General features: G+C 70.7%; 18 protein-coding genes, 2 tRNA genes and 2 riboswitches. Of the genes, 7 read left to right on the top strand and 13 right to left on the bottom strand.

The window, feature by feature from the left end; translation table 11 throughout:
* Positions 1-12 precede the first annotated feature (12 nt).
* The 7 genes from BKD30_RS16145 to gcvP form a co-directional block, all read right to left on the bottom strand.
* On the bottom strand, positions 13-543 hold the full coding sequence (locus tag BKD30_RS16145) for an RES family NAD+ phosphorylase (RefSeq protein ID WP_076704790.1): 531 nt from the start codon (positions 541-543) through the stop codon (positions 13-15).
* Positions 540-1,175 carry a hypothetical protein gene (locus BKD30_RS16140; RefSeq protein ID WP_076704789.1) on the bottom strand — a complete coding sequence of 212 codons (636 nt, stop codon included), beginning with the start codon at positions 1,173-1,175 and terminating at the stop codon, positions 540-542. The genes BKD30_RS16145 and BKD30_RS16140 overlap by 4 nt, the downstream gene beginning before the upstream one ends.
* A 187-nt stretch (positions 1,176-1,362) precedes the next feature.
* Complete coding sequence (locus tag BKD30_RS11575; RefSeq protein WP_076704787.1) at positions 1,363-1,986, bottom strand: RES family NAD+ phosphorylase; 624 nt, start codon at positions 1,984-1,986, stop codon at positions 1,363-1,365.
* Positions 1,974-2,609, bottom strand: coding sequence for a MerR family transcriptional regulator (locus BKD30_RS11570; protein WP_143588178.1), 636 nt, complete (start codon positions 2,607-2,609; stop codon positions 1,974-1,976). Before BKD30_RS11570 ends, BKD30_RS11575 begins: the two co-directional genes overlap by 13 nt.
* Before the next feature lie 32 nt (positions 2,610-2,641).
* Entirely contained in the window at positions 2,642-3,040 is a 399-nt protein-coding gene (gcvH, locus tag BKD30_RS11565; protein ID WP_076704783.1) for a glycine cleavage system protein GcvH, read from the bottom strand.
* A 64-nt stretch (positions 3,041-3,104) separates the two neighbouring features.
* A complete protein-coding gene (gene gcvT / locus BKD30_RS11560) occupies positions 3,105-4,247 on the bottom strand; it encodes a glycine cleavage system aminomethyltransferase GcvT (RefSeq protein ID WP_076704781.1) in 1,143 nt (380 codons plus the stop codon).
* A gap of 42 nt (positions 4,248-4,289) precedes the next feature.
* A complete protein-coding gene (gcvP, locus tag BKD30_RS11555; RefSeq protein ID WP_076704780.1) occupies positions 4,290-7,151 on the bottom strand; it encodes an aminomethyl-transferring glycine dehydrogenase in 2,862 nt (953 codons plus the stop codon).
* A gap of 49 nt (positions 7,152-7,200) precedes the next feature.
* Positions 7,201-7,306: riboswitch (glycine riboswitch) on the bottom strand.
* Positions 7,307-7,397: riboswitch (glycine riboswitch) on the bottom strand.
* A gap of 716 nt (positions 7,398-8,113) precedes the next feature.
* On the opposite strand from gcvP, the gene BKD30_RS11550 reads away from it, so the two are divergent.
* Positions 8,114-8,917: a winged helix-turn-helix domain-containing protein gene (locus BKD30_RS11550; RefSeq protein ID WP_076704779.1), complete on the top strand. Its 804-nt coding sequence runs from the start codon at positions 8,114-8,116 to the stop codon at positions 8,915-8,917.
* Positions 8,918-8,970: 53 nt separating this feature from the next.
* Complete coding sequence (locus tag BKD30_RS11545) at positions 8,971-9,498, top strand: SixA phosphatase family protein (RefSeq protein WP_076704778.1); 528 nt, start codon at positions 8,971-8,973, stop codon at positions 9,496-9,498.
* Between the two features lie 63 nt (positions 9,499-9,561).
* On the opposite strand, the gene BKD30_RS11540 is transcribed toward BKD30_RS11545, so the two are convergent.
* Positions 9,562-11,004 (bottom strand): dihydrolipoyl dehydrogenase family protein, encoded by a 1,443-nt coding sequence (locus BKD30_RS11540; RefSeq protein ID WP_076704777.1) that lies wholly within the window; start codon positions 11,002-11,004, stop codon positions 9,562-9,564.
* 285 nt (positions 11,005-11,289) lie between these two features.
* A tRNA-Arg gene (locus tag BKD30_RS11535) sits at positions 11,290-11,365 on the bottom strand.
* Positions 11,366-11,688: 323 nt separating this feature from the next.
* Between BKD30_RS11535 and BKD30_RS11530 the strand changes: the two genes are divergently transcribed.
* Together BKD30_RS11530 and BKD30_RS11525 are read left to right on the top strand one after the other, a co-directional pair.
* Entirely contained in the window at positions 11,689-13,554 is a 1,866-nt protein-coding gene (locus BKD30_RS11530; RefSeq protein ID WP_076704776.1) for a phosphoenolpyruvate carboxykinase (GTP), read from the top strand.
* Between the two features lie 271 nt (positions 13,555-13,825).
* On the top strand, positions 13,826-14,767 hold the full coding sequence (locus BKD30_RS11525; protein ID WP_076704775.1) for an endonuclease domain-containing protein: 942 nt from the start codon (positions 13,826-13,828) through the stop codon (positions 14,765-14,767).
* Positions 14,768-14,980: 213 nt separating this feature from the next.
* Here the strand turns inward: BKD30_RS11525 and BKD30_RS11520 are convergent, their stop codons facing one another.
* A complete protein-coding gene (locus BKD30_RS11520) occupies positions 14,981-16,405 on the bottom strand; it encodes a phosphomannomutase/phosphoglucomutase (RefSeq protein WP_235861653.1) in 1,425 nt (474 codons plus the stop codon).
* A 105-nt stretch (positions 16,406-16,510) separates the two neighbouring features.
* Between BKD30_RS11520 and BKD30_RS11515 the strand changes: the two genes are divergently transcribed.
* Together BKD30_RS11515 and BKD30_RS11510 are read left to right on the top strand one after the other, a co-directional pair.
* A complete protein-coding gene (locus BKD30_RS11515) occupies positions 16,511-17,737 on the top strand; it encodes an MFS transporter (RefSeq protein ID WP_076704774.1) in 1,227 nt (408 codons plus the stop codon).
* A 59-nt stretch (positions 17,738-17,796) separates the two neighbouring features.
* Entirely contained in the window at positions 17,797-19,251 is a 1,455-nt protein-coding gene (locus BKD30_RS11510; protein ID WP_235861652.1) for an MFS transporter, read from the top strand.
* Positions 19,252-19,349: 98 nt separating this feature from the next.
* On the opposite strand, the gene BKD30_RS11505 is transcribed toward BKD30_RS11510, so the two are convergent.
* Together BKD30_RS11505 and BKD30_RS11500 are read right to left on the bottom strand one after the other, a co-directional pair.
* Positions 19,350-19,562 carry a hypothetical protein gene (locus BKD30_RS11505; RefSeq protein WP_076704772.1) on the bottom strand — a complete coding sequence of 71 codons (213 nt, stop codon included), beginning with the start codon at positions 19,560-19,562 and terminating at the stop codon, positions 19,350-19,352.
* Positions 19,559-20,227, bottom strand: a complete 669-nt coding sequence (locus BKD30_RS11500; protein ID WP_076704770.1) for an ArsR/SmtB family transcription factor — start codon at positions 20,225-20,227, stop codon at positions 19,559-19,561. Before BKD30_RS11500 ends, BKD30_RS11505 begins: the two co-directional genes overlap by 4 nt.
* A gap of 182 nt (positions 20,228-20,409) precedes the next feature.
* Between BKD30_RS11500 and BKD30_RS11495 the strand changes: the two genes are divergently transcribed.
* Positions 20,410-20,498 (top strand) — tRNA-Ser (locus BKD30_RS11495).
* A gap of 158 nt (positions 20,499-20,656) precedes the next feature.
* Here the strand turns inward: BKD30_RS11495 and BKD30_RS11490 are convergent.
* The gene (locus BKD30_RS11490) at positions 20,657-22,819 is read right to left on the bottom strand and encodes a prolyl oligopeptidase family serine peptidase (protein WP_076704768.1); all 2,163 of its coding nucleotides are present in this window, start codon (positions 22,817-22,819) and stop codon (positions 20,657-20,659) included.
* Between the last annotated feature and the right edge of the window lie 67 nt (positions 22,820-22,886).

Below are 22,886 nucleotides of genomic sequence, written 5' to 3'. Positions count from 1 at the left end.
GCCACCGGAGTCCTACGTCGAGAAGTGACGCACTCGCGGCAGCAGCCGGACGGGAGGGCGGCCCCGGTCCACCACCGTCCAGCCGACAGCTTCCGGCCATCGACCGAAGAGGATGTAGTTCACGCCGTCACGGGGCGGACCGTCGTGGATCCCCCCATCGACCCGGTGACCCGTCGCCCCGTCGTTGACGAGGGCTGCCGACGGCGCAGTGAAACCGGGGCTGCCGTCGTCACGCAGGTGTCGAGCTTCGCTCCGGCATTGCTCATAGGTGTCCTGGTCGCCGGTCATCACGGCGTACGGCAGCGCTGCCGGTTTGAGGTCGTCGACGTCGACCTCGATCGCCCAGAAGGCTCTCTCCACCCCAGCCAGATCGACCTCATCGACGATCTCTTCATGCCGGAGATACTCCGCCCAGGCCCCATGGGACGTGTCGGCGAGATACTGCACCGGGCCCTCGTCGGTTCCGTGCCAGCGGCCGATCGGTTGGGCCGGCTGTTCCCAGAAGAACGGGTATCGGCGATCGCCGTGTCGAAAGAGGATCATCCGAACGCCGGTCCGAGGAGCGAATGCGCCAGATCGCGTACACGGACGACGTCCGGGTCGTCCGGTCCCCAGGCGCCGGTCAGGATGTCGCCCGGCGCCCGTCCATCCAGTGCGGTCCGAGACCGGTGGAACCATCGTCGAATGCCGAAGTCGTTGTACGAGCCCAAGAGATCGGCGACGATCGTGGTGATCAGGTGCAGACGCGCCGCGACGGCGTCCGGGGTCGAACGCTCTCCCGACCGGTACCTGATCAGTGAGCTCGGCGAGATCGACAGAAGGGAGGCGAGGCCGTCGCCGAACAGGTCGCTGATCGGAACCCATTCGGCCTCGGGGATCGGGGACTGCTCCCACGCGTCCAGGACCGTCTCCGCGGCTCTGATCACTTCTGCGATGGTCGGCTGCTCGGAGAGCCCGGGTGCACGGCGACCCAACCCCAGCAGCGCGAGTGCCCTGGCCGCTGCAATGAAGGACGGCAGCCCGGTTCCGATATCGTCGACCCGGGGAACGGCGCGGATCGTCTCCGCCAGGGAGACGACGCGGATCAGTCCGGTGAGAGCTCGTGCCCTCTCCTCGGCCGGCGCGGTCGGCAACGAGGCTCGGTCCGTGGCGACGGCGTGAGCGCGGGTGGACATGTCACCTCCTCAACTGGACGGTGATCGGGTTCCTCCTGCATTCCGATGCTACTCCGCTTCCTCCGTCGGGGTCGAAAGACGAGAACAGGCCGGTGACGAGCCGCGATCCACGGCGTCGTCGCCGGCCTGAACGTCAAGCCGCGTAGGGCGAAGGCGTTCGGGCCGGCCTCCCGGACCGGTTCCTGGTTCAGAACCGGTAGCCGAGCCGGCGTGCGGCAATCCTCACGACGTCGGCCGCAGCCGGATGGTGGAGCGGCAGGGAATGGTCCGGGTACGGCGGGAACGCATCCGCGCTCGGCGTCCACAGTGTGACGCATGCTCCGCCGGTCATCGTCGAGGACGTGAGCTGCCCGTCAAGTTCAGGGTGTTGCTCCACGATCGCCCGAGCCCATGCCCGGCACTTCGCATGAGGCCCCTGCGCCAGGGAGGTAGAGGCACCGTGCCGGGTCAGCCAGTCTCCCGTCAGGTCCAGCAGCCGCAGCGTTCGAGACGGGCGCCAGGAGGTCAGGGCGGGCGAGCCGGTGAACCAGTCCACGGTCCCCCGGTCCTGGAAGACCTCGGCCACCGCGGTCGCGATGTCGCCGGCCGTGTACATGACCCCGAATCCGGGATGTTCGCCGACAGGCTCGGGATGGGGGTCCCAGCGGGCCGTGAGCGGCCCGAACTCACGCAGCGCGTTCCACGGGTGAGCGCCTGCGCTGCGGTGGATGCGGATCAGCGGCCGGTCCGTCGCCCAGTCGGTGAGGTTCTCCTCGGTGACGATCAGCGGCCGATCGGGCCGCCACGGACTCTTCGCGATCAGGGCAGCCACCGGAGCCCGGTCGCCAGTTCGACGACCGGCTCAACCGGGCCGCCGCCGGCAAGCCACTGCAGCGGCGGCGCATTCCCGGTTTTCTCGTTGGGCGTGCTCAACAGGGCCTCGACCGTCAAGGGGTGCGCGTCGGGCGGCAGTGAGGCAATCACGTCGGCCAGACCACCCGGTACGGACACCGTGCCGTCCTCGTCCCGCAGGAACTGCCAGCGCGGGTACCGCACTCCGCTGCGCGTGCTGATCCCGTACAGCTGCCCTCGATCGTGACGGCGGGCCACGGTGGTGCGATCGACGCCCAGCAGCGTGGCCGCATCCTGCGCGGTCATGGAGCCGTTGAGCGTCCGCGTAGCCCACCTGACCCGGTCCTGCTCAACGAGGGCTTGCGACTGGGCGGTGTCGTCAAGCAACTCGACCAGTTCGGCTTGGTCGTCACCGTCCAGGCCGGAGACGTTCAGCAGCCACTCCACGTCGGATGCCGTAGCGGGCTGGCCTGCGGCCGTTGGGCCGGACGACGCCTCGACGAGAGCATCACGTAGTTGTTCCTCGGACAGGGATGACCCCGCCTCTCGGATGAACCGCTGCACGATCGACGACATACTCTCATCATACCGCCGGGTGCCCACAGGTGCACGGCCATGCAACGATGGGCGAGGAGCTACAGGGTCACGTCGTTCTTCTCCGCGTACTCCTGTGCGCTCAGCAGCGGACCCTCCTCGGAGACCTCGACGGTGAACAGCCAGCCGGCGCCGTACGGATCCTCGTTGACCAGGGCGGGGTTGTCCGCGACGTCGGCGTTGACCTCGGCGACCGTGCCGGTGACCGGGGAGTACAGGTCCGAGACGCTCTTGGTCGACTCGATCTCGCCGCAGGTCTGCCCCGCGGTCACCGTGGCGCCGGCCTCGGGCAGGTCGACGTAGACGACGTCGCCCAGCGCGTCGGCGGCGACCTTCGAGACGCCGATCCGGGCCGGGGAGGAACTGTCGATCCACTCGTGCTCCTCGGAGTACCGCAGGCCGGTGCGGACCGGGCCGTTGCTGTTCGGGTCAGTGCTCATGACGGGGTTTCCTCTGCTCGGGTCGGGCGGGACGGGTCGGGACGATGGGGAAGCGGGGGAAGGGCTACTGCTCGCGCCGGTAGAACGGCAGCTCGACGACCTCGAACGGTTCCGCCTTGCCCCGCAGGTCCACGTCCAGGCGGGTGCCCGGCGCGGTCAGGGCGACGTCGACGTAGGCCATCGCGACCGGGTAGCCGAGCGTCGGGCTGGGCTGGCCGGAGGTGATCTCGCCGACCTGAGCGCCGTCGTGCAGCACGGGGTAGTGCGACCGGGCGGCGCGCCGCCCCAGGCCCTTCAGCCCGACCAGCCGCTGACCACTCGTGCTGCCCTCACCGGCGTCCTTGCCCGCCTGCAGGGCAGCACGGCCGACGAAATCGCCCTCCTTGGACTTCAGGGCGACGACGCCGCCGAGCCCGGCGGCGAACGGAGAGCGGTCGCGGGAGAGTTCGTTGCCGTACAGCGGCATGCCCGCCTCCAGACGCAGGGAGTCCCGGGCGGCCAGACCGCAGGGGATCAGCCCGTGCTGCTCGCCGGCGGTCCGCAGCGCCGTCCACAGCCCGGGGGCGGCGTCGTTGGCCAGGAACAGCTCGAAGCCGTCCTCGCCCGTGTACCCGGTGCGGGCCAGCAGCACCGGCACGCCGGCGGCGGTCACGCGGATGCCCGCGTAGTACTTCAGCGCCCTGACGGCCTCGGCCTGCTCGGAGGGCACGACGGCCCGCACGATCTCCTCGGCGTTCGGGCCCTGCACGGCGATCAGCGACGTCTGGGCCGATACGTCCCGCAGGGTGACGCCGTCGAACCCGGCCCGCCGCTCCTCGAGGACGGCGGCGACGGTCGCGGCGTTGCCCGCGTTGGGGACGACCAGGTACTCCTCCTCGGCCAGCCGGTAGACGATCAGGTCGTCGATGATGCCGCCGTCCTGCGCGCAGATCAACGAGTACTTCGCCTTGCCGACCGCGATCGCGGACAGCCGGCCGACCAGCGCGGCGTCGAGGAACTCCCCGGCCCGGGGCCCGGTCACCTCGATCTCCCCCATGTGGGACAGGTCGAACAGGCCCGCGGCGGCGCGGACGGCCCGGTGCTCGGCGAGCTCCGACCCGTACTTCAGCGGCATCTGCCAGCCGCCGAAGTCGGTGAAGGAGGCACCGAGCTCGGCGTGGATGTCGTACAGGGCCGTGAACCGCTGCGTGGTCGTGGTCTCGGTCATGGAGGTCTCCGTTCGGAAGTGACGTCGTTGGGGGCGGAGAACTCAGTTCTCGAAGGCGCTCAGCGGCGGGCACTCGCAGATCAGATTGCGGTCCCCGCCCGCGCCGTCGATCCGGCCGACCGGGGCGAAGTACTTGTCCTGCGTGTGCGTGGCACCCGGGAAGGCGGCCTCCTCGCGGGAGTACGGCCGGTCCCAGTCGCTGCTGATAACGGCGGCCGCGGTGTGCGGGGCGCGGCGCAGCGGCGAGTCGTCGACGGTCAGCGTCCCGTCGGCGACGTTCTCGATCTCCGCGCGGATGGCGATCATGGCGTCGATGAACCGGTCGATCTCGCCCAGGTCCTCCGACTCGGTCGGCTCGACCATCAGGGTGCCGGCGACCGGGAAGGACAGGGTCGGGGCGTGGAAGCCGAAGTCGATCAGGCGCTTGGCGACGTCCTCCGCGGTGACCCCGGTGCGGGCGGTCAGCTCACGCAGGTCCAGGATGCACTCGTGCGCGACCAGCCCGGCCTCGCCCGTGTACAGCACCGGGAAGTGCGGGTCCAGCCGCCGGGCGACGTAGTTGGCCGCGAGCAGCGCCGAGGTGGTGGCCTGGGTGAGGCCCTCACCGCCCATCAGCTTCACGTAGGCCCACGAGATCGGCAGCACGCCGGCGGAGCCGTAGCGGGAGGCCGACACGGGGATGTCGCTGCGCTCGGTGTCCGCGGTCCACGTGGCCGCGTCACCGGGCAGGAACGGTGCCAGGTGCTCCCGGACCGCGACCGGTCCGACGCCGGGACCGCCACCGCCGTGCGGGATGCAGAACGTCTTGTGCAGGTTCAAGTGCGAGACGTCCCCGCCGAACGCACCGGGCTGGGCGAGGCCGACCAGGGCGTTCATGTTCGCGCCGTCGATGTACACCTGACCGCCCGCGGCGTGCACGGCCTCGCACACCTCCCGCACGTCGGCGTCGTACACCCCGTGCGTGGACGGGTAGGTGATCATGATCGCGGCCAGGGTGTCCCGGTTCGCCTCGATCTTCGCGGCCAGGTCGTCGTGCTCGATCTCACCGTTCCCGGCGGTGGCGACGACGACGACCCGCATGCCCGCCAGCACCGCGGACGCGGCGTTGGTGCCGTGCGCGGACGCGGGGATCAGGCAGACCGTGCGCTGGTCGTCGCCACGGCTCGCGTGGTACCCGCGGATCGCCAGCAGCCCCGCCAGTTCGCCCTGGGAACCGGCGTTGGGCTGGATCGACACCCGGTCGTACCCGGTGATGGTCGCCAGGTCCGACTCCAGGTCGGCGATCAGTTCCCGCCAGCCGGTGGTCTGGCTGTCCGGGGCGAACGGGTGGATGCCGGCGAACTCGGGCCAGGTGATGGCCTCCATCTCGACGGTCGCGTTCAGCTTCATGGTGCAGGAACCGAGCGGGATCATGGTCCGGTCCAGCGCCAGGTCCCGGTCGGCCAGTCGGCGCAGGTAGCGCATCAGCTGGGTCTCGGACCGGTAGCTGTGGAACACCGGGTGGGTCAGGTAGTCGCTGCTGCGCCGGGTCTCGGGCGTCAGCGCGAACGACGCGGCCGGCTCGGGGGCGGCGTCCAGCTCCACCCCGAACGCGCGAGCGACGACGACGACGTGGTGGGCGATGGTCAGCTCGTCGCACGAGATGCCGACGGTGTCGGCGTCGATGCGGCGCAGGTTCACGCCGTCACGCTCGGCGGCCGCGACGACGTCGTCGGCCCGTCCCGGCACGGAGGCGGTGACCGTGTCGAAGAAGGACCGGTGGGCCACGGGCACGCCGGCGGCGTCGAGCGCGGTCGCCAGTTCGCGGGCGTGACCGTGCACCCGATCGGCGATCGCGCGCAGGCCTTCCGGGCCGTGGTGGACGGCGTACATGCCGGCGACGATGGCGAGCAGCGCCTGCGCGGTGCAGATGTTCGACGTCGCCTTCTCCCGCCGGATGTGCTGTTCGCGGGTCTGCAGGGCGAGCCGGTACGCCGGGGCGCCGGCGTCGTCCTTGGACACGCCGACCAGCCGGCCCGGCAGCTGACGCTCCAGGCCCCGGTGCACGGCGATGAACGCCGCGTGCGGGCCCCCGTAGAACAGGGGGACGCCGAAGCGCTGCGCGGAGCCGACGGCGATGTCGGCGCCCTGCTCGCCCGGGGAGGTGATCAGGGTCAGCGCGAGCAGGTCGGTGGCCACAGTCACCATCGCGCCGCGTGCCTTCGCGGCGGCAATCAGCTCGGCGGCGACCTCCACCCGGCCGGACGCACCGGGCTGCTGCAGCACGATGCCGTTGATCGGGCCCTCGGGCAGCCCGGCGGACAGGTCGGCGACGACGGTCTCGAACCCGAGGGCCTTCGCGCGGCCGGTGACGACGGCGATGGTCTGCGGGAACAGGTCCGCGTCGAGCACGGTGACGCCGTCCTTCGCCGCCTTGTCCCGGTTGGCCCGGCGCATCAGCAGGACGGCCTCGGCGACGGCGGTGGCCTCGTCGAGGAGGGAGGCGTTGGCGATCGGCAGGCCGGTCAGGTCGGCCACCGCGGTCTGGAAGTTCAGCAGCGCCTCGAGCCGGCCCTGGGAGATCTCCGGTTGGTACGGGGTGTACGCGGTGTACCAGGCGGGGTTCTCGACGACGTTGCGGCGGATCACCGGCGGGGTGACCGTGTCGTAGTAGCCCTGGCCGATCATCTGGACCCGTGGCGTGTTCTTCGCGGCGAGCGCGCGCAGCGCGGCGAGGGCGTCCGACTCGCTCAGGGCCGGACCGAGCTCGAGGGGGCGGTCCTGCTTGATGGTGTCGGGGACGGCGATGGCGGCGAGGGCCTCGACCGAGTCGAGGTCGATGGCGTTGAGCATGTGCTTGACGTGCTCGCCGCGACGGGCGCCGATGTGGCGGTCCGCGAAAGCCGTGGGCGTGGACGGGATCATGAGGAACTCCGGAGGTCGGTCAGCCGGCGGGCGCCGGTACGGACGGGTTCCTCCCCGCTCTGTCTCGGACCTGAGAGATTCCACCGGGCCCGAGTTTGTCGGTCGGGCCGGCTTGCACCGTCGGTGAGCCCGCGAGGGCTGCTTTCCAGAGGTGGCTCGCCGCGGCGGTACAGGTGCCTGAGAGATTCCCGGGGAGGACTTGCTCCTTCGGCGCCCGCGGGTGCGGGACTCTCCCGCCGCGGATCACAGCCTGCCGGACGAGGACCACGTGTCACCGCAGTACATGTGACTGCGATCACCGGCCGACGGGATCAGTGTAGCGAAGCGGAACGGTCCCCGCCACGGCACGACGAGATTCCGCCCACATCACCCGGGTGAACCGGCCCGGCCCGGACCGGCACGGGGTCGTCGGGCACCGACATCACCCAGTGGGGGTCGCGGGCGGTGACCCGGCGTCGGCGACGAACTGCCGGACCACCGTCTCCCCGCGCGTCGCGCGGCAGTTCGTTCCGGAGCGACCGCCGCCTGCGCTCAGACCCGGGATGCGGTCCTTGACGGCGGGGTCCACCGGTACTTGATTTTTCAGCAGCGGAGGGATTGCCTTCCAGGATCAACCCCGACAGGAACGTCGTGCCACGTCAGTCGCGTGGTGTGGCGCGCCGGTCGGCCATCGCCGGACTCCCCGCCGGCGATCGGATGAGACAGGCAGTCTCACCATGTGGACATTTCAGCCATATGTTACTTGCACGTACGGTTGTCGCCGGGACAGAATCGAGACGTGAACAACACGACCGTCATCCGTCGCCTCGGTGTCCACCCGACCGTGCGGCGAATGTGTGGTCGACGAATGCCCCGCTGATCAGGTCCACCCCACCCGCCATCGCATCCAGCGCGTCGGATCCCCTGGAGCCCACGCACCGGCATTCACCGTCGTTCACCTTCATCGTCATGTGAGGTTCCCCATGTCTGTCGCCTCGTCCGGATACGTCCACATCTCCCTGCGCAACCGGCAGCAGGCACCCGTAGCACGCGGGTCCGCGGTCCGTCCCCCGGTGCCTCCCACCGGTCCAATGCCCGTCGTCGGGCGCTATCCGGGTCTGCGCTCGGTGCCGACCGGCCGTGACGCCACCGGCGTGCCGGGGCCCGAGGACGTGACGGCAGCGGAGTCGGAGAGTTCCGCCCGCGGTTTCGTCATCTACGTGGGTCTGGACGAGCAGGCCGCGGCGGAGCACGGCACGAGCCTGGTCAAGCTGGTGCAGGACCTCCGCACGCACGTCCGCTCGGTGGTCCCGGAAGCGGAGAGCTACGCGGCGGTGGCGCTGGCACCGAACGACGCCGTCGGCAGCGACCTGGACGTCGTCCGAGGCACCCTGGGCGACCCGACCATCAGCGGAACCCGCGCGCACCAGCCCGAACCGGCTCCCGCCCCGACCGTCAACCGGCCGACCGGCGTGCTGATCGACCTCTCCCGACGAGAGGTGTTCCTCGACGGGGACCTGCTGAACCTCACGTTCAAGGAATTCGAGTTGCTGAACTTCCTGGTGGAGAACGGAACGCGCACCGTCAGCCGCGACGAACTGCTCAGCGGCCTGTGGCGCAACGCCGAGGAAGCGCCCAACGAGCGGACCATCGACGTGCACATCCGGCGACTGCGCTCCAAGCTCGGCCGGCTCGCCAACACGGTGCGCACCGTGCGGGGTCAGGGTTACCGGTTCTACGACCACCCCGAGGTCGTCGTCTGGGCCGCCCCCGAATACTCCATCTGAACCGCGCTCGCGGCGCAGGGTTCGGGGCCCGGCCCGCTGGATAGACTCACCGGATGAGCCCCGATCATCGTCGTCTCCTGCTGCTGCGCCACGCCAAGGCCGCCGCCGCCCCGGAGGTGACCGACCACGATCGGCCCCTCGCGGGGCGCGGGCACGACGAGGCGCCGACCGCGGGGCGGTGGATGGTCGAGCACGGCGTCGTCCCCGACTTCATCCTGTGCTCCAGTGCCCTCCGCGCCCGGCAGACGACGACGTGGGTGTGCCAGGAGCTGGGGGAGAAGGCGCCGACGCCGCAGTTGCGGGACGACCTGTACAACGCCGGCACCACGGGCCTGCTCGCCGTGATCAATCACGTGCCGGAGACGGTGCGGACCCTGCTGGTCGTGGCCCACTTCCCGGGGGTGCAGAACGTCGCCCTCCGGCTGGCGTCGGCGGAGTCGGACCAGGACGCCGTGACCGACCTCGGCACCGAGTACCCGACGCTGGGCCTGACCCTGCTCGAGCACGACCTGCCGTGGGCCGAGCTGGACCGGCGCGACGCAGCCGTCACCGCGTTCGCGGTGCCGCGCTGCGTTCGGTGAGCGCCGCGCGGCGAGCCGCCGGGGCGCGCTGAGCCCGGCGCGCTGAGCCGGCCGACGCCGCGATCAGCGCCCGACCTTCTCCAGCAACCGCAGCCACACCTCGCTGATCGTGGGGTAGGCGGGTACCGCGTGCCAGAGCCGGTCCAGGGGCACCTGCCCGGCCACCGCGACGGTCGCCGAGTACAGCAGTTCGGAGACGTCGGGGCCGGCGAAGGTGACGCCGGTCAGCGTGTCGTCCGCGGTGTCGATCACCAGCTGCGCCCAGCCCGTGTAGCCGTCGGCGTGCAGGGCGGAGCCGGCGACCGTGATCGGCAGCTCCACGATCCGCACCTCCAGCCCGGCGTCGCGAGCCTGCTCCGCGGTGCGCCCGACCATGGTCAGTTCCGGGTCCGTGAACACCGCCTGCGGGACGGCCATCTCGTCCGCGGTCGCCGCGTACTTGCTGAACGGGCCGGCGTCCGGGGTGCTCCCGTGCGCGCGCGCCGCGATGAAGTCGCCGGTCGCGCGGGCCTCGTACTTGCCCTGGTGGGTCAGCAGCACCTTGCCCGCGACGTCACCGACGGCGTACAGCCAGTCCGTGCCGGTCACCTGACCGGTCGGCGCGACCTCGGGCAGGCCTCCCTTGTCGGTCAGTTCCACACCGGCGTGCTCGGTGCCCAGGTCGTCCGTGGCGGGCCGGCGGCCAGTCGAGACGAGCAGGCGGTCCGCGACCACCGGCTCGGCACTGTCGAGCGTCAGGGTGACGGTGCCGTCCGCGGCGGCCTCCACCCGCGTGGTCCCGGTGTTCTCCAGCACGGTGATGCCCTCGGCGCGAAGCGCGTCGAGGACGACCTCGACGGCGGGCCGGGGGAACTTCGCCAGCACACCGGAGCGGGCGATGATGGTCACGGTGGAGCCGAGCCGGGCGAACGCCTGCGCCAGTTCCATCCCGGCGACGCCGCCACCGAGCACGGCGAGCCGGCCGGGCACCTCGTGCGCCGAGGTGGCCTCCCGGGTGCCCCAGAAGTCGACGTCGGCGAGCCCGTCGATCGGCGGCGTCACCGGCGTCGAGCCCGTCGCCAGCACGACGGCGTGCCGGGCGGTGATCACCGTCGTTCCGCCGTCGGGCGCCGTGACCGTGACCTCCCGCTCCCCGCTGATCCGGCCACGGCCGCGCAAGAACGTCGCCCCGATGCCCTCGATCCACTCGACCTGCCCGGCGTCGTCCCAGTGCGACGTGAACTCGTCGCGCCGCGCGAAGACGCGGTCGACGTCGACCGAGCCGGTGACCGCCTGGGCCGCACCGTCCACCGCCCGCGCCGCGTGCACCGCGGTGAGGGGCCGGATCAACGCCTTGGACGGCATACACGCCCAGTAGGAGCACTCGCCGCCGGCCAGGTCGGACTCGACGACCACGGCCTGCAGACCACCGGCGATGACCCGGTCGGCCGCGTTCTCCCCGACGGGGCCGGCGCCGATGACGACGACGTCGGTGGTGATCGTCCGGTCCGGTGTGGCGGCGGTCATCGGTCGGCTCCCGCGGCCGTGACGGTGTCCAGGTCTGTGGTGTGCAGCGGTTTCATGGGTGTCGCACCTTCCGTGTGGCGGTGGGCGGGCCGACCAGCTCGTCCGCTGCTCGCCGTCCCGCGTCCGGCGGTGGCGCCGGCTACGGACCCATCATGGCGAGGCCCCTCACCCGGTGCCAAGGGCGAGGCGCGGAGCAGAATCCCCGCGGTGACGGCGAACCGGCCGTGGGCGGAAGGGGCCGCAACCGCAGCAGCCCCGGTTCACGAGGAACCGGGGCTGCTGTGCTGGTGCGCCTGAAGGGATTCGAACCCCCAACCTTCTGATCCGTAGTCAGATGCTCTATCCGTTGAGCTACAGGCGCCTTCTCGTCACTGATCGCACGGTCGCACACTCCGGACGGAGCGGTCTGCGGCAGGTGGACGACGGTGAACGGGCCGGATAAAACCATACACCGGCGCCGAGGGGTGCCCAAATCTGCGGCGCCGCCGAAGGAGGGAGATGACGGCAACCGGGTCACACGAACATACCGGTCTACGTGACCTGGATCACAGTGGGCGCTCGTTCTTCGTGCGTCGGCGCGTCGTCGTGCCGGGTCGACGGTGACGCGGAGCGGTCCGACCCGGGCGGGCGCTGCCGGCTCCCCCTACGATGAGGGCACCTCAGGTCCCAACGAAGGGAAACGCCATGGCCGGTACGGTTCAGGAGACGAGTGCGACGAGCCCGAGCGGGGACTCCGCCGTCAGGAACGCCCTCGAGAACGCGCCGACCACGCACGCTCGGCTGCTCGCCTGGGTGAGCGAGGTTGCCGAGCTGACGCAGCCGGACGACCTGGTGTGGGTCGACGGCAGCGAAGCGGAATGGAGCCGGCTGACCGACGAGATGGTCGAGGCCGGGACTCTGGTGCGGTTGGCGGAGGACAAGTTCCCGAACTCGTTCGCCGCGTTCTCCGATCCCGAGGACGTTGCCCGCGTCGAGGAGCAGACGTTCATCTGTTCGACGGAGGAACGTGGTTCGGGGCCGACCAACAACTGGATGGACCCCGAGGAGATGAAGGCCACGCTGCGCGGCCTGTACCGGGGAAGCATGCACGGGCGCACCATGTACGTCATCCCCTTCGTGATGGGCAGTCTCGAGGCGACCGAACCCAAGTATGGCGTCGAGATCACCGACAGCCCGTACGTGGTCTGCTCGATGCGGATCATGGCCACCATCGGCGCGGCGGTGCTGGAGAAGATGACCGCGACGGACGCGTTCTTCGTGGAGGCGCTGCACTCGGTCGGCTTCCCCCTAGACAACGGCCAGCGCGACGTGCCGTGGCCGTGCAACGAGACCAAGTACATCGTCCAGTTCCCCGAGGACCGGGCGATCTGGTCCTACGGCTCCGGTTACGGCGGCAACGCGTTGCTGGGCAAGAAGTGCTACGCGCTGCGGATCGCCTCCGCCATCGCGCACGACGAGGGCTGGCTCGCCGAACACATGCTCGTGCTCAAGATGACCGACCCCGGCGGTCGGGTGCACTACGTCTCGGGCGCCTTCCCGTCCGCGTGCGGCAAGACGAACTTCGCCATGATCCAGCCGACCATCGACGGGTGGAAGGCCGAGATGGTCGGGGACGACATCGCGTGGATGCGGTTCGACGAGTCCGGCACCCTGCGGGTGGTCAACCCGGAGGCGGGCCTGTTCGGCGTCGCGCCCGGCACCGGGTGGTCCACCAACCCGAACGCCATGCGCGCCGTCGCCGCGGGGAACACCATCTTCACCAACGTCGCCCTGACCGACGACGGCGGCGTCTGGTGGGAGGGCATGACCGACGAGGTGCCCGCCCACTTGACCGACTGGCGCGGCCGCGACTGGACCCCGGCGTCGAAGAATCCCGCCGCCCACCCGAACTCGCGGTTCTGCACGCCGATCAAGCAGGTCGACATCCTCGCCCCGGAGTACGACGATCCCGACGGCGTGCCGCTGTCCGCGATCATCTTCGGCGGCCGGCGCAAGACGACGGTGCCGCTGGTGCACGAGTCGTTCGACTGGGAGCACGGCGTGTTCGAGGGGGCGACGCTCTCCTCCGAGACCACGGCCGCCGCGTCGGGGGCTGTCGGCGTCGTGCGCCGTGACCCGATGGCGATGCTGCCGTTCATCGGCTACAACGCCGGCGACTATCTCGCGCACTGGGTGAAGCTCGGCAAGGCACACCACGGCAAGATGCCGAGGATCTTCTACGTCAACTGGTTCCGGCGGGACCGGGACGGCGGCTTCGCGTGGCCCGGCTTCGGGGAGAACTCGCGGGTGCTCAAGTGGATCATCGGCCGGCTCGACGGTGAGGCCGGCGGGGAACAGACCCCGATCGGCGTCGTGCCCCGCCCCGAGGACCTGGACCTGACCGGGCTCGACATCTCCGAGCAGCAGCTCGCCGACGCCCTGAAGGTGGACGTGGAGGAGTGGCGCCGCGAGCTGCCGGGCATCCACCAGTGGTTCAACGTGCTGCAGGACTCGCTACCGCCAGAGATGGTGCGCCAGTATCACCGGCTGGAGGTCCGCCTGGAGGTGTGAGGACCGCCTTGGTCAGCGCAATCCCCGCCGCTCCGCCCGATTGCCGCGTTGCCCGGCCCGTCTTCCGCGTTGCCCTACCCGATCTCCGCGTTGCCCAGCCCGTCTTCCGCGTTGCCCAGCCCGATTGGGACAGGTCCTACCGTTGAGGCGGTGTGGGGCACCGCCTCGTCGGGAGGAACTGTCCCGAGCGGATTTGTCCACAGGAGCGGAGTTGTCCACAGGAGCGAGGTGCTCCCTGTTTCCTGAGGCGCGGGCTTGGGACAGTGAACGGATGAACACCGTTCGACCCGCGCCGTCACCTGAAGAACTGGGGCTGCGCTCCGCCCGCGCGCTCGAGCTGTCCGGATACCCGCCGAACCGGGTGAGGCGGCTCGTCGAACGGGGAGTGCTACGACGGGTCCGGCGCGGCTGGTACGTCGGTGAGGACCGCTGGCAACGCCTCGACGCCGACGATCGCTACCGGACGTCGGTCTATGCGTGTGGGTTGTCCCTGTCCGACGACGCCGTTCTCAGCCATGAGTCCGCGGCCGTCCTGCACGGTCTGCACCTGCTTTCCGTGCCGGATCGGGTGCACGCACGGGTCCCGGTACCGGTGGCCGGCCGCGGGACGCGTACCGACGTGGCGTACCACCGGATGACCCTCCAGCTCGTTCCGACGACGACGGTGTACGGACTGCGCATCAGCGGACGAGAGGACGTCGTCAGGGACATGGCGTCGATCGCCACTCATCGGGCGGCGCTCGTGGTCGCCGATCAGGCGGCCCGGCGTGGCCTCGACACCGACGTGCTCCGGCGGTGGATCGCCGATAACCCCGGCCGACCCGGCGTCCGCCGGCTTGCTCTGGTCCTGGACCGGCTGGACCCGGCGGCGGAGTCCGCGGGTGAGACGCTGACCCGGGTACTCCTGCACGAGTGGGCGGTCCCGCTCCCGGTCAGCCAGCACTGGATCATGACCGCCATCGGCTACCATCGGGTGGATTTCGCCTGGCCGGACCGCCGCATCATCCTCGAGTTCGACGGGCGCGGGAAGTACTTCGACTACCGGCCGACCGCTGAGGCACTCTACGAGGAACGACGTCGGGAGAAGGCTCTCGTCAACGCGGGTTGGCGCGTCATCCGGATCGGCTGGGCGGACGTCACTCGGAAGACCGAGGCCTTCCGTCGCCTCATCACGGTAGCGCTCGCCGCCGACCACCGGCCGGCAGTCGGCTGAGCTCGTCGCCCGGTGGGACCGACCACGTTCCCGTCCTCGTCGCTCGTCCGTCGTCCCCGGTGGGACAGGTACTACCGGAATGCGTGGGATTGCCACCGCCTCGGCGGTAGGAACGGTCCCAACGGCGAACTGGGGCTCGGGGCGCCACCGCCTCGGCGGTAGGAACTGTCCCACTGGCGGAACTGTGCCTCGGGTCGGCGGCGGAACGGTCGCTCAGGCGCGGACGAAGGTGAGCACGCGGTCGCGGGTGCGTTCCATCAGTTCCCGCGTTGCGGCCTCCCCGTTGTACCGCAGGAACGGCTCGGTGTTGGACGGGCGGAGGTTGAACCACCAGGACCCGTCGGCCGCGCTGAACGTGGTGCCGTCGAGCTCGTCGATGACGACGTCGTCGCCGGCGAACTCCGCCCGCACCCGGTCCACCGCCCCGGCCTTGTCCTCGATCCGCGAGTTGACCTCGCCGGAGGAGACGTAGGGCTCGTAGGCGGCGCCGAGTTCGGAGAGCGGCCGGTCCTGCTCGCCGAGGGCCGCGAGCACGTGCATCGCCGCGAGCATGCCGGTGTCGGCGTTGAAGAAGTCACGGAAGTAATAGTGCGCCGAGTGTTCGCCGCCGAAGACGGCACCCTCGGCCGCCATCACGGCCTTGATGAAGGAGTGCCCCACCCGGGTACGTATCGGCCGGCCACCTTCCCGCTCGACCAGTTCGGGCACCGCGCGGGAGGTGATCAGGTTGTGGATGACGGCGGGGCGCTCCTCCCCGGCGGCCCGCGCCCGGGCGATCTCGCGCTTCGCGACCAGCCCGGTGATCGCCGACGGCGAGACCGGTGCACCCTTCTCGTCGATGACGAAGCAGCGGTCGGCGTCGCCGTCGAACGCCAGACCGAGGTCCGCGCCGTGTTCGACGACGGCGGCCTGCAGGTCGGCCAGGTTCTCCGGTTCCAGCGGGTTGGCCGGGTGGTTCGGGAAGCTGCCGTCCAGTTCGAAGTACAGCGGCACGACGGTCAGGGGCAGCGCCGGCAGAATCGCGTCCCCCAGTACGGCAGGCGTCGTCATCCCGGCCATGCCGTTGCCGGCGTCGACGACGACGGTCAGCGGCCGGATCTGCCGCAGATCGACGAGTGAGCGGAGGTAGGCCGCGTAGTCGGCGAGCACGTCCGTCACGCCGACGGCGCCGCGCCGCTCGGCCGGCTCCACGTGGCCCTCCGCCAGGTATCGCTGCGCCGCGTCGCGGATCTCGTTCAGACCGGACTCCGAGGAGACCGGCACGGCGCCGGCGCGCGAGAACTTGATGCCGTTGTAGGACGCCGGGTTGTGCGAGGCCGTGAACGTGACGCCCGCCGCACCGAGGGTCCCGCACGCGAAGTACAGCTCGTCCGTGGAGATCAGGTCCAGCAGCTGAACGTCCGCGCCGCGAGCGGTCGCGCCCTCGGCGAAGGCCTTCGCGAAGGCGGGGGAGGAGGGGCGCATGTCGCCGCCGACCAGTACGGTCTGCCCGGCCAGGTCGAGCACGTCGACGAAGGCGGCGCCGGTGGCGCGGACGGTCTGCTCCGTGATGGTCTCACCGACGATGCCGCGCACGTCGTAGGCCTTGAACGATTCGCTCAGGTCGCTGGTCTCGGGCACGGGCCTCTGCTGGTTCACGGGTCAAGGGTAACGAAGGCCCCACGCCTCTCGGTCCACGCACGCAGGTGACGCGTCACCGGGGGCGCCGATGCCGGGCTACCGTGAGACCGGTGAGTGTGACCGATGAGCGCTGAGTTCACCGGGTATCTCCGGGGCAGCCCGGGTTACCGGCGCGTCATCGCCGCGCTGGCGTGCGCCGGCGTCGTCACGTTCGCCCAGCTTTACTCCCCGCAGGGCGTACTGCCGCTGATCGCGGCCGACCTGGGCATCACTGCCTCCGACGCCGGGCTGACCATCTCCGCGGCCACCGCCGGGCTGGCGCTGTCCGTCGTGCTCTGGTCCTTCGCTGCCGACCGGTTCGGCCGGGTGCAGGCCATGCGCGTCGCCATCGTGGCCGCCACCGCGCTGGGCCTCGCCGTCGCCGTCACCCCCGACTACGGGGTACTGCTGATACTGCGTCTGCTCGAGGGGGTCGCCCTGGGCGGAGTGCCCGCGCTCGCCGTCGCGTACCTCAACGAGGAGGTGCACCCGTTCCACGCCGCGCTCGCGGCGGGCACCTACGTCGCGGGCACGACCGTCGGCGGCCTGCTGGGCCGGATCGTCGCCGGGCCGGTCGGGGAGTGGCTCGGCTGGCGCGCCGGGATGCTGACCGTCTCGGGGCTGGCCGCCGTCGCGGCCGTCGGATTCATCCGGCTGGCCCCGATCCCACGCGGGTTCGCCGTCACCCGCGGTCCGGACCGCCGCGGTGGCGGGTTCGCGCTGCTGCTGGTACACCTGCGCGACCCCCGGATGCTCGCCGTCTTCGCGCAGGGCATGCTGTTGATGGGCGGCTTCGTGGTGATCTACAACTATCTGGGCTTCCGGTTGGAGGGGCCGCCGTGGTCCCTGCCGCACGCGGTGATCAGCGCCATCTTCGTCGCGTACCTGGCCGGGACGGTGTCCTCGCCCGCGGCGGGCCGGCTGGCCTCGCGCCACGGCCGGCGCCCGGTGCTGCTCGGAGCGACGGCGGTCATGGTCGTGGGGGTGCTGATGACGACGACGCTGTGGCTGCCCGTGATCCTCGCCGGCGTGCTGGTGCTCACGGCCGGCTTCTTCGGCGCGCACGCGATCGCCGCCGGTTGGGCCGGCGCAACCGCGACCGCCGGCCGAGCCCAGGCCACGTCCCTCTACAACCTGGCGTACTACCTGGGCTCGAGTGTGTTCGGCTGGTTCGGCGGCGTGCTGTTCGGCTGGTGGGGCTGGCCAGGGGCGGCCGTGCTGGTCATCGGCCTGGCGGCCGTGGCAGCGGCGCTGGCCCTGCTGGTGCTGCCCGCCGCGCCCGTGCTGCCCGGCGGGGAACAGAACCGCTGACCAGGAGCCGGAGCGGGTCTATGCTGCCGAGCAGGAGGACATTGGGAAGGGAGCTGACGATGGCGCAGCAGCTGGAGACGATCGAGACCCGGATCCCCGGCCGGATGGACCGACTGCCGTGGGCGGGCTGGCACTGGATGATCGTCGTGGGACTGGGCACGGTGTGGATCCTGGACGGCCTCGAGGTCACCATCATCGGGTCGATCAGCGATCGGCTGACCCAGTCCTCCTCGGGGCTGGGCCTGACGCCGTCCGAGATCGGCCTGGCCGCGGCGGTCTACGTGGCGGGTGCCTGTATCGGCTCTCTGGTGTTCGGGTACCTGACCGACCGCTGGGGCCGGAAGCGCCTGTTCATGATCACCCTGCTGCTCTACCTGCTGGCGACGGTCGCCACCGCCTTCTCCTTCAACCCGATCTACTTCTTCATCTGCCGATTCTTCACCGGCGCCGGGATCGGCGGCGAGTATGCGGCGATCAACTCCGCTATCGACGAGCTGATCCCCGCGCGCCACCGCGGCGTCGTCGACCTGGCCATCAACGGCTCCTACTGGCTGGGTGCAGCCTTCGGAGCAGTGCTGTCCGTGGTGCTGTTGAACGAGGGCTTCTTCGCGGCGGACATCGGCTGGCGGCTGGCCTTCGGGCTCGGCGCGATCCTCGGCCTGGTGGTCCTGCTGGTGCGGCGGCACGTCCCGGAGTCGCCCCGGTGGATGTTCATCCACGGCCGCAATGACCAGGCGGAGAAGCTGGTGGAGGGCGTCGAACACCGCGTCGAGCGGGAGACCGGGAGATCGTTGGAGCCGGTGAACGCCAGCATCACCATTCATCAGCGGCACTCCATCGGCTTCGGCACCATCGTCAAGGTCGCCTTCGGGCAGTACCCCAAGCGATCCGTGCTGGGCCTGAGCTTGTTCATCGGTCAGGCGTTCCTGTACAACGCCGTGTTCTTCACGTACGCGCTGGTGCTGACCAAACTGCTCGACGTGCCCGGTGACGCCGCGCCGTGGTACCTGGTGCCGATCGCGCTCGGCAACTTCGCCGGTCCCGTGCTGCTGGGCAGGCTGTTCGACTCCGTCGGCCGCCGGCCCATGATCGCCGGTTGCTACATCGGCTCGGGCGTCCTGCTCGTGCTGACCGGCCTGCTCTTCCAGGCGCAGGTGCTCGACGCCGTGTGGCTGACCGTGTGCTGGTGCGTCGTCTTCTTCTTCGCCTCCGCCGGCGCCAGTTCCGCCTATCTGACGGTCAGCGAGATCTTCCCCATGGAGACCCGAGCGATGGCGATCGCCTTCTTCTACGCGGTCGGGACCGGGCTCGGCGGCATCATCGGGCCGCTGCTGTTCGGCGGGTTCGTCGAACAGGGCATCGGCGCGGTGACCTTCGGCTACTTCATCGGGGCGGCGCTGATGATCGCGGCCGGTGTCGTGGAGATCTTTCTCGGGGTCGAGGCCGCCCGCAAGTCCCTGGAGGACATCGCCGCACCCATCTCCGCCGCCCAGCCGACGGTCGGGACGCGCTGACGCGGACGGCGCACGACGACGCCCCGGCACCGTGGTGGTGTCGGGGCGTCGTGGTGGGTCGGTCGAGGGGTAGCTCAGTCCGGGTCGTGAACAGGCGCTCAGCCGAAGTCGGGCCAGGTGCTGCCGGTGCTGAACGGGCTGGTGCCGTCATGGGTGCTGCGGAACGTCTCGACGTTCTGCAGGTAACGCTCGCGCCGGTCGGTGGCCGGCTTCGGGGCGCTGGGGCGGACGAACCGTGCCAGCAGGTTGGTGCGGCTGCGCGGTGCGGCCGGGCGGATGGTCATCAAAGTGCTGGTGTCGATGGCGCTCATCGATCTTCTCCTTCGGTGGTGGGTGGCGTGTCGGTGGTCGGAGCCTGCGGTGTGCTCGGGTCGAGGATGGGGAACAGGTTGAGCTGGACCTGGACGGCGCGCATGCCGTCGGCCAGTTCCCGATTCCGGTAGGGGGCGATGATGGCCTCCAGGGCGCGGGTCACCCGGTGGCTGATGTGATCCAGCTCGGTGGCGGTGACGCGGACGTTCGCGGCCTCGAGCACACTGGCCTCGAACCACGGCCGGGGCAGTTCGCGTTCGCCGCGCTCCTCGAACGCGGCGAGCAGCGCGGCGCGGTTGCGGCCCCACTCGCGCAGGATCACGTGGGCCGCCTCGACGCCGGCGGGGTTGTCGGCGACGGCCAGAGGATTGACGTTGATGGAGCCCGGGGTGCGTTCCCACCACCGATCCCGGGCGTTGCCGCGGTCGGGCACGTCCCGGATGAAGTCATGCTTGGCCAGCTGCCGAAGATGGTAGCTGAACGAGCCGCTCGTCCCGCCGAGTCGCTCGGCGAGCGAACTGGCGGTCTGCGGCCCGAACTGGCTGAGCGTGTTCAGGATCTGTACGCGCAGCGGGTGGCCCAGCGCCTTCAGCGATTCGACGCCGACGTCCCGGACCGGGCTGGCCAGCACGGGCAGCGCGTCGGTGGGAGGGATCTCGGACATGGCAACAACGATAGCATCGCAAAGACATGTTTGCAAAGGAACCTTTGTGATCTGCGACACTTGGTTGATGTCTCTTGTCTGCGACACTGGAGCTGCACCCGTGCCGTGCGCCGGTCCGGGGATCGGTGGTTTTGTGCAGCTCCGTCAGTTCTGGGTACGCTGGGAAGGCTGGTGACAGCGCTGGAGACGTGCCAGAGCGGCCGAATGGACTTCACTGCTAATGAAGGGTCGGGCTAAAACTCGACCGGGGGTTCAAATCCCCCCGTCTCCGCGAGCGGCGTCCGCGGACGCCGAGAGCACAGCACCGGGAACGGCCCGGGCCCTCAGGGGCCCGGGCCGTTCGTCGTTCCCGGGTCATCGTTCACACGCCGGGCCGTCGTTCACGGACTCTGTGCCGGCCCGCGAGCGTCAGCGGGCGCGGCGGCTGCGTCAGCCCGCCACCTGCTGCCACAGGAACTGGCTGCTCAGCGCCGCCATCTGCGCGGCCTGCCGGTTGTCCGACGCCGCCGCGTGGCCGCCCTCGAGCGCCTCGTAGAACCACACGTCGTCCGCGCCCATCGCCTCCATCCGCGCCATCCGCGCCGCCATCTTGCGGGCCTGCACCGGCCCGACCCGGTCGTCCGAGGTGGCGGTGTAGATCAGCGTCGCCGGGTAGTCGGTGCCCGGGACGAGGTTGTGGTACGGCGAGAAGGTGCGGATGAAGGCCCACTGTTCGGGGTCGTCGGGGTCGCCGTACTCGGCGATCCACGAGTACCCGGCGGACAGCTTCGTGTACCGGCGCATGTCCAGCAACGGGACACCGCAGGAGATGGCGCCGAACAAGTGCGGCCAGGTGGTGAGCATGTTGCCCACCAGCAGGCCGCCGTTGGATCCGCCCGAGCAGCCCAGGTGCTCCCGGGTGGTGACTCCGCGGTCGATCAGGTCCTGCGCGACGGCGGCGAAGTCCTCGTACGCGCGCGGCCGGTTGGCCTGCAGGGCGGCCCGGTGCCACCCGGGCCCGTACTCGCCGCCGCCGCGGATGTTCGCGATCACATAGACGCCACTGCGGCCGTCCGCCGTGCGCCGGGTCAGCCAGCTGCGCCCGATCGCCCCGCTGTACGCGGGGGTGCGGGAGATCTCGAACCCGCCGTACCCGTTGAGCAGGGTGGGGTTGGCGCCGTCGAGCACCAGGTCCTTCGGGCCGATCTGGAAGTAGGGCACCCGGGTGCTGTCGGCGGAGGTGACGAAGTGCTGCTCGACCTGCAGGCCGGCCGTCTCGAAGAACGACGGCGAGGTCTTGACGGTGTGGGCCGGTTCGCCGTCGTCGCCGGTCGCAGCGCCGCCCAGCCGACCGCGCTGCAGGGTGGTCGGGGTGAGGAACCCGGAGACGGTGAGCCAGTAGTCGTCGCCCTCGTCCGGATCCTCGTCATCGACCGCGGCGGCATGCGCGGTGCTCAGCGCCGGGGCGTCGGGCAGTTCCGTGCCGGTGAACCCGGCGTCCGGGTCGAGGACGAGCACACGGGAGGCGACGTCGGTGAGCAGGTTGAGGATCAGGTGGTGCGCCGTCCAGCTCCAGCCCTGCAGGGACGTCCGCTCGTCGGGGGCGAACACGACGATCAGCTCGCGCTGGCCGGCGAGGAAGGCGTCCAGCGGTGCGGCGGCCAGGGTGCCGGCGGGCACGGTGGTGCCGTCGTGATCCCAGTCGGTCTGCGGACGGAACAGCAGCCACTGCCGGTGCAGGTCGACGTTGACGTCGTCGGGCACGTCGACGTGCCGCCAGGCGCCGGGTTCGCTGTCCGGGTCCGCGACGTGGGTGCGACTGCGGAAGAAGTCGATGACGTCGACGGCGATGTCCCGCTCGAAGCCGGGGGTGCGGTCGTGGGCGAGGACGGCCATCAGGTGGTCCTCGGGCACCTCCCACAGCACGGGCGCCTCGGTGAGTTCCTGCCCGCGGGTGAGGCGGCGGCCGGTGCGCGGGTAGGAGGACGTGGTCATCGACCCGGGACCGACCTCGGTGCCGACGAAGATCGTGTCCGCATCCACCCAGCTCACCTGCGTCTTCGCGGCCGGCAGGTCGAAGCCGCCGGCGACGAAGGACTTCTCCTCGACGTCGAACTCGCGCACGCGGACGGCGTCCCCACCGTCGGGGGAGAGCTTGACCAAGCCGCGCCGCCAGGGCTCGCCCGGCGTCGGCCGCAGCAGGCTTGCCCCGGCGAACACCCACGGCGTGCCGTCGGCCGCGGCGAGGGCGTCGACGTCGAGCAGAACCTCCCACTCCGGCCGCTCCTGCTGGTAGGACGCCCAGGTGGTGCGCCGCCACAGACCGCGAGGGTTCGTCTCGTCGCGCCAGAAGTTGTAGTAGTACGGGCCGCGCTTCGTGACGTCGGGGATCTTGGCGGTGTCGTCGAGGACGGCGAGGATCTGCTCGCGCAACCGGTCGTAGGCAGCGGCGTCGAGGGCCGCCTCGGTGCGCGCGTTCTGCTGCTCGGCCCAAGCGAGTGACGCGGCGCCGTGGATGTCCTCCAGCCAGAGGAACTCGTCGGCCGGCTCGGCGTCGTCGCCGGGGGCGCTCTCGGTGGAGGAGGGTGCGGTGCTCGCCTGTGTGTCGCTCATCCAGCCATCGTAGGGCCGACCCGTGCGGGGCCGTCCCCGGTGGGGCGGGGCCGTTCGTGCGGCCCGT

Source organism: Tersicoccus phoenicis (assembly GCF_001968835.1).
GTDB lineage: Bacteria > Actinomycetota > Actinomycetes > Actinomycetales > Micrococcaceae > Tersicoccus > Tersicoccus phoenicis.
This window is presented reverse-complemented; position numbering and strand designations above follow the sequence as displayed.

Bases quoted from the DNA above. Each gene is read 5' to 3' on its own strand.
- BKD30_RS16145 (WP_076704790.1), bottom strand. From the start codon at position 543: ATGATCCTCTTTCGACACGGCGATCGCCGATACCCGTTCTTCTGGGAA.
- BKD30_RS16140 (WP_076704789.1), bottom strand. From the start codon at position 1,175: ATGTCCACCCGCGCTCACGCCGTCGCCACGGACCGAGCCTCGTTGCCG.
- gcvH (WP_076704783.1), bottom strand. From the start codon at position 3,040: ATGAGCACTGACCCGAACAGCAACGGCCCGGTCCGCACCGGCCTGCGG.
- gcvT (WP_076704781.1), bottom strand. From the start codon at position 4,247: ATGACCGAGACCACGACCACGCAGCGGTTCACGGCCCTGTACGACATC.
- gcvP (WP_076704780.1), bottom strand. From the start codon at position 7,151: ATGATCCCGTCCACGCCCACGGCTTTCGCGGACCGCCACATCGGCGCC.
- BKD30_RS11550 (WP_076704779.1), top strand. From the start codon at position 8,114: ATGTCTGTCGCCTCGTCCGGATACGTCCACATCTCCCTGCGCAACCGG.
- BKD30_RS11545 (WP_076704778.1), top strand. From the start codon at position 8,971: ATGAGCCCCGATCATCGTCGTCTCCTGCTGCTGCGCCACGCCAAGGCC.
- BKD30_RS11540 (WP_076704777.1), bottom strand. From the start codon at position 11,004: ATGACCGCCGCCACACCGGACCGGACGATCACCACCGACGTCGTCGTC.
- BKD30_RS11530 (WP_076704776.1), top strand. From the start codon at position 11,689: ATGGCCGGTACGGTTCAGGAGACGAGTGCGACGAGCCCGAGCGGGGAC.
- BKD30_RS11525 (WP_076704775.1), top strand. From the start codon at position 13,826: ATGAACACCGTTCGACCCGCGCCGTCACCTGAAGAACTGGGGCTGCGC.
- BKD30_RS11515 (WP_076704774.1), top strand. From the start codon at position 16,511: ATGAGCGCTGAGTTCACCGGGTATCTCCGGGGCAGCCCGGGTTACCGG.
- BKD30_RS11510 (WP_235861652.1), top strand. From the start codon at position 17,797: ATGGCGCAGCAGCTGGAGACGATCGAGACCCGGATCCCCGGCCGGATG.
- BKD30_RS11505 (WP_076704772.1), bottom strand. From the start codon at position 19,562: ATGAGCGCCATCGACACCAGCACTTTGATGACCATCCGCCCGGCCGCA.
- BKD30_RS11500 (WP_076704770.1), bottom strand. From the start codon at position 20,227: ATGTCCGAGATCCCTCCCACCGACGCGCTGCCCGTGCTGGCCAGCCCG.
- BKD30_RS11490 (WP_076704768.1), bottom strand. From the start codon at position 22,819: ATGAGCGACACACAGGCGAGCACCGCACCCTCCTCCACCGAGAGCGCC.